The 6,076-nt window shown below is 72.4% G+C and carries 4 protein-coding genes and 1 pseudogene; all 5 read left to right on the top strand.

What is annotated here, in order from left to right:
* A partial coding sequence (locus AC08ON_RS01975) for a Tellurium resistance (protein ID WP_476616350.1) occupies positions 1 to 523 on the top strand: 523 nt, incomplete at its 5' end.
* A 777-nt stretch (positions 524 to 1,300) separates the two neighbouring features.
* Positions 1,301 to 1,807 carry a hypothetical protein gene (locus AC08ON_RS01970; RefSeq protein ID WP_476616349.1) on the top strand — a complete coding sequence of 169 codons (507 nt, stop codon included), beginning with the start codon at positions 1,301 to 1,303 and terminating at the stop codon, positions 1,805 to 1,807.
* A 40-nt stretch (positions 1,808 to 1,847) separates the two neighbouring features.
* Positions 1,848 to 3,518: an Hsp70 family protein gene (locus tag AC08ON_RS01965; protein WP_476606582.1), complete on the top strand. Its 1,671-nt coding sequence runs from the start codon at positions 1,848 to 1,850 to the stop codon at positions 3,516 to 3,518.
* A 340-nt stretch (positions 3,519 to 3,858) separates the two neighbouring features.
* Complete coding sequence (locus AC08ON_RS01960) at positions 3,859 to 5,592, top strand: hypothetical protein (protein WP_476616348.1); 1,734 nt, start codon at positions 3,859 to 3,861, stop codon at positions 5,590 to 5,592.
* Positions 5,573 to 6,076 (top strand): annotated as a pseudogene (locus AC08ON_RS01955) (zinc ribbon domain-containing protein); the annotation flags it as partial. The gene AC08ON_RS01960 and the pseudogene AC08ON_RS01955, both read left to right, overlap by 20 nt.

The following is a 6,076-nucleotide window of genomic DNA, read 5'->3' as shown; positions in this document are numbered from 1 at the left end:
GCAGCCGGGCGGCGGCCAGCAGAAGGGCGGCTTCCTCAAGCGGGTGCTGGGCGCCGCGGGCGGCGGCATTGATCTCGACCTCGCCGCGTTGTTCGAGCTCTCCGACGGCCGTGCGGGTGTGGTCCAGGCCTTGGGTGATGCGTTCGGCTCCTTCGCGGATCCCCCCTTCATCAACCTCGACGCGGACGACCGCACGGGCGCCGCGGTCGGTGGCGAGAACCTGTACGTGAACCTCGCAGCCATCTCCCAGATCCGCCGCATCCTCGTGTTCGCCTTCATCTACGAGGGGGTGGCTTCGTTCGACCAGGCCGACGCGGTGGTTACTCTGACTCCGGCGCAGGGTGCCCCGATCGAGGTCCGGCTGGACGAGCAGGCCGGTGGCGCCCGGATGTGCGCCATCGCCCTGCTGACCAACACCGGCAACGACTTCAAGGTCAGCCGGGAGGTCCGCTACGTCAGCGGTCACCGCGAGCTCGACGAGGCCTACGGCTGGGGCCTGAACTGGACTGCCGGCCGCAAGTGACGCCGGTAGTCCGCGATGAGCCATCCGGTCCCGCCGCCCGTCGGCGAGGAGGATCGATACTCGATGTTCCAGCCACGTCGCGAGCCCTCGCCCGAGCAGGCGCGCGCCGACCGTGCGAGCTGCGACCAGCGGGCCCATCCCGAGCACCGATCTCATCCTGATCGTGACCCGGCTTCCGGGCGAGGCCGGGAGCTGCCCGGACGATACTCCGCCGATGATTGCGGCGGGCCGGTGAGCGGCGCCGATCCGGGCCAGGCCGACCCGGCGTACACCGGTCCTTCGCGGGCGGGCGGCTGGGAACGGGGCCGGAGAGGGCAGGTTCCGGTGGACGCCCATCCGCCGAGGGAGGACCGGTTCCCGGGACGGAACGCCCCGGCATGGTCCCCCTCGCAGCCAAGCCACGGCGGGTCGAGTGGCTACGGGGACCATGCCGGATCGAGGTATGGGGCGCGGGAGGAACACCGCTCCGTCGCGGGCTCTCGGGGCGCGCCCGCGTACGAGGCGACCGATCCGCGCGAGGCCGATGACCTGCCGGAGGCTGAGTGGCGCGAGACCGGTCCCGAGGGCGGGGACCTCGGGGCGGGTGGCCCCGACGAGGTCCGGCCCGACGACCCGGAGTCGGCCGTGGCATCCGAGCACGCCGGACCGGCGACGCCGACACGGTCTCCGACGGGCCCGGATCAACGGGATGCGGAGCGCGGCCCGGTCGACCATGGCGGCACCGCGGCTCAGGATGATCAGGTTCCTCAGGACGGTTCGGCGGATCAGGACTGCCCCGTGGACCGTCCGGGCGCTGACGGCGGCGGGACGGATCTGGTGGGTTCGATCGGTGCTGTCCAGGCGGTGGCGCTGGAACGCCTCGCGAGCCGCGTTGACGAACTGACCCGGCTACGGCGCCGCGATACCCAACTCGTGGACCGATTGCATGCCGAGAATGCCCGGCTACGTAGTGGTGAGCTTACCGAAGCCATGGCCCCCCTTCTGCGGGGGTTGATTCGACTTCATGATCAAATGGGTAGCCTGGGGGCCGACGATCCGCAGAGTGTCGCCGGCATCCTGCGTAAGCAGCTGCTCCAGGTGCTCGATGTCGCTGTGGACGTCCGCCCGTACACGGCGGTGCCGGGCGGGACCTTCGACCCGGCGCGGCACCTGGGGGTGCGTCGGGTGCCGACGGACGACCCGGGACGGGACGGGACGATCGCTCGTACCGTTCGTCCGGGTTTCGTCCGCGGCGAGACCACGGTCGTCCGACCGGTGGAGACCGAGGTCTACCGATCGCGCTGAGCCGCGGAGGTACGAGGCTTGTGAAGGGAAGAATTAGACGGTGGCAGGCACCAAGGTGTTCGGGATCGACCTGGGCACGACCTACTCCTGCATTGCCCAGGTCGACGAGTACGGCCGACCGGAAGTGATCCGCAACATCGAGTCCCAGCCGACGACGCCTTCGGTCGTCCTGTTCGACACTGGGGCGGAGGGCCCAACCTCTTTCGTGGTGGGAACCCAGGCCAAGCGCCAGGCTCGCATCCGTCCCGACGACGTCGCCCGGCTGGTCAAGCGGCACATGGGCGCGTCGGACTGGCGGTTCGTGGCGCATGACGAGGAGTACAGCGCTGCCGCGGTGTCGAGCCTGGTGCTCAAGGCGCTCGCCGCGGACGCCGAACGCGCGACCAGTGTCCCGGTCGCCGATGTAGTGATCACCGTGCCCGCGTACTTCGGTGACGAGGAGCGCAAGGCGACGAAGCTGGCCGGCGAGCTCGCCGGCCTCAACGTGGTCGACATCATCAACGAGCCGACCGCCGCCGCCTTCGCCTACGGATTCGGCCAGGACGGGGCCGAGGAGTCGACCGTGCTGGTCTACGACCTCGGCGGTGGCACGTTCGACACCACGGTCATCAGGCTGAGCGAGGGCGCGATCACCGTGGTCGCCACGGATGGCGACCACGAGCTGGGCGGCGCGGACTGGGACAACGAACTCGTCCGCTACCTGGCGCAGAAGTTCACCGAGGCGCAGCCCGACGCGGGCGACCCGCTCGACGACGTCTACGACGAGCAGGAGCTGCTGGCCGCGGCCGAGGACGCGAAGCTGGCGTTGTCCGGCCGGGACAGCGTCGACGTGCTGGTCGTGCACAACGGCAGACGCACAAGCGTGCCGGTGACCCGGACCGTCTTCGAGGAGATCACCGGCCCGCTGCTGCGGCGCACCATCGACCTGACCGGCTCGGTGCTGGCGCGGGCCCGGGAGAAGGGCGTCGAGAAGATCGACTTGTGCCTGCTGGTGGGGGGCATGAGCAAGACACCGGCGGTGGCCCGCCGGCTGCAGGAGTCCTTCGGGCTCACCTCGCGGCTTGCCGATCCCGATCTCGCCGTCGCCAAGGGCGCCGCGGTGTACGGGCAGAAGAAGGCACTGGAGCGCGAGGTCCACGCGGACCTGGTCGCCAGCGGGCATCTACGTCCCGACCAGGAACTCGCCGCAGCCGACGCCGTGGACGTGGAGAAGGCGGCCGCAGCCAGCGCCGAGGAGGCGGGACTCGCGACCGCCTCCGTGGTCGATCTCGTCCGCACGAAAGTGACGAACATCACGTCACGTGGCTTCGGGATCTTCGCCGAGGACCGGGGCACACCGGTCGCGGCCTTCCTCGCCCACCAGAACGACCCGCTGCCTATCGCCGTCACCCGGACCTTCTACACCGTCGTCGACGATCAGGCCGAGGTGGACATCCGGGTCTTCGAGCAGGGCACCACCGCCGAGTCCACGGCGATCGACGACAACAAAGTGATCGTCGCCGGCTCCATCAGCGGGATTCCGTCTGGCCACCCGTTGGGCACCCCCGTTGAGGTGACCTTCACGATGGGCGGGGACCAGACGATCCAGGTCACCGCCTCGCACGAGGGCGCGGCCACTCCCTTGGTGCTGGAGGTGCGCGCCGGGGTCGGCTCGGAGGAGATGCGGGCCGTCGAGTCGGCAAAGGTCAGCCTGCTCAAGCAGCGGGACTGAGACCCCGCGGCGGATCGGATCCCGCCGCGGATCGATGCCGGTGCCGGGCCATTCGGCCTCCCCCACGAGTGTTCCCGCACGAGTGTTCCGGCCCGCGGCGGCCGACGCCGGAGTGGATAGGGTTCAGCCTGACCAGGCACCGCGTCCGGTGGAGCGCCCTACAGGCCTCGCGGGGACGTGGGTGCGCGCAGTGCGTGCGGCCCGCGCCGAGGCGCGGCTTCGTACTCTCAGGTGTGGAGTGGTCGACGGCCGCTCCACGATCGGCGCCTGACGACGGGCCGCCGGCCGGTTCCCGGCGGGCATGGTGGGCACGGTGGGCACGTGGGACGAAGGTGGATCGGTGAGCGCGGCGTTCGACGGCAGCGGCTATCGCCAGCGGGTGCTGGCGCCGCTGCGGGCCCGCGCCTCCCTGGACACCGCCGACCCGTTCCTCCTCGCGGGTCTCGATCCGACGGTGGCGTACACCGACTCCGACGTCGGGGCGCACCTGGTGCGGGTGCTCGCCTTCCTGCAGCGGGAACGCAACTCGGCAAAGTACGCGACTCTCGCCGCCGAGCTTGTCCGTCGGCGGGCGGAATGGGAGGAGCCGCTGCGGGACGCGGACTCCCGGGAACGGGTCCGCGCCCGGGTGCTGGCAGCCCGGCGTAGCGGTGACGCCGAGCGTCTCGCCAAGGTCGACGGCTATCTCGCCACCGTCCGGGAGCGTTTCGGCGGCATCCCGGCATCCCGGGTGGACGGCCTGCGCCGCCTCGCCGTCGCCGCAGGGGTGACGGTCGAGGAGTTCGACGCCCGCCTGAGCCGGGAGCAGATCATCATCGACGCCGTCGGCGGGGGCGTCGAACCGCTGTCGGCCGAGGTCCGCCGGCAGATCTCCGAACGGCTCGGCGAGCTGCGCGCCCTGCGCGGCGGGGACCGGGTCTCGACGGCGTCGCTGTGGGCCTTCCTGGGGCTGGCCCCGGACGCCTCACCGGAGCGGCTGCGGGCCGCGTACGCCGGGATGGTGGCGGGCAACCACCACCGTCCCCATGACCGGGAGAAGACGGTCACCGCGGACCTGCTCGCCCTCGTCTCCGCCCGGTTGATCGAGGGCGACCCCGCCGCGTACACCGTTGGGCTGATGGCGGACGCCGTGGACGAGCTGCGGCCCGCGGTCGAGGAACACGTCGTGCTCGACGGCGAGCTCACCGCGGTCGCCTTCGAGGGTCTCGTCCGGGCGGCGCTCGCGACCGGGCGCGGACTGACCGCGGCTCAGGCGAAGTCCGTCGTCCTGGAGGCGGCTCGGGAGCTCGGCGCCGCGGTGAACGTCGGCGGGGTCGTCGACTACGTGGTATGCCCGGGATGCGGCCGGCCGGAGGCTGCCGGGTCCGTGCGGCACTGCCGGTACTGCGACACCGACCTCTACACCACCTGCCCGTCCTGCGGATCGATGACCGAGGCGGCGGCGGTTGTCTGCCGGCACTGCGGGCACAGCCTGCGCCAGGCCAGGGAGGCGGCCGATGCGCTCGTCGCGGTGCGTCGCGCCCTGGAGGGCGGTTATCCCCGCCAGGCCAGCGAGATCCTCACGACCGCCCATCCGGTGCTGGCCGCCGTCGGTGGACCGGTCGCCGGGACGGCGGAGGAACTGGGAGCCCGGGTCTCCGCCGCGCTGGGCGCCGCGGACGCCGGTTGGTGGGCACTCACCGGGGCCCGCGCGGCGTGCCGGGCGGATGCGGCGCTTGCCGATGCCCGGTGGCTCGCGGCACAGGCCGCCGACGTCCCCGGCCCCGACGGCCGGAAACCGGCCGAGGTGCTGGCCGAGCTCATTGCCGCCCAGGCGGTGATCCGCCGGCGGGTCGAGGCGGCGCGCGCTACCACCCGAGGACCAGGAGGCCGCCCTCGCCGCGGTCCTCGCGACGGCGGCGGACAACCGGGAGGCGCTCGCGGCGATGGCGGCTCTGCCGCTCTCCCCGCCGTCCGACCTGACCGCGGTGCCGGGCCCCGACGGTTCGGTGCAGCTGTGGTGGCGCGCTTCGCCCTCGGTCGGGGGCCCGGTCTCCTACCGGGTGGAACGCGTCGTGTCCGTGGAAGCTGGTGACGGCCAGGGGGTGGCCCCGGGGCGGAGCAGCCTCGGTACCACCCGCTCGACGGAGCTGTGCGATGCCGGCGCTCCCGCCTGGACTCCGGTGCGATACGAGGTGACTGCCCTTTGCGGTGAGCGCCGTTCCACGCCGGTGGAGACCGCCCCGCTCGTCTTCACCCGGGACATCACCGACCTGCGGGCCGAGCGCACCGCCGCCGGGATCCGCCTGGACTGGAGCCTCGGCGGGGCGCTGGCCGCCGTGACAGTGGAGCGGACGGTGGCACCGCCCGCCGCGGTCAGCCAGCTGCCCCGGCGGGCGCGGGGCACCGGCGGCCTCTTCCACGACACCGATGTCGTCGTCGGCGTGACCTATCGTTACCACGTCTTCGTCGAGTACCAGGACGCGCGGGGACGCCCGGCCCGGACCCCCGGGGCCGAGGTGACGCTGGAGGTGGCCGCCCGCCCGCGGCCCGTCCATGACCTCACGGCGGTCACCGCC

This window comes from Frankia sp. CoWAU3, assembly GCF_977971855.1.
Note: the sequence above shows the minus strand (reverse complement) of the source record. Positions and strands in the feature narration are given on the sequence as shown.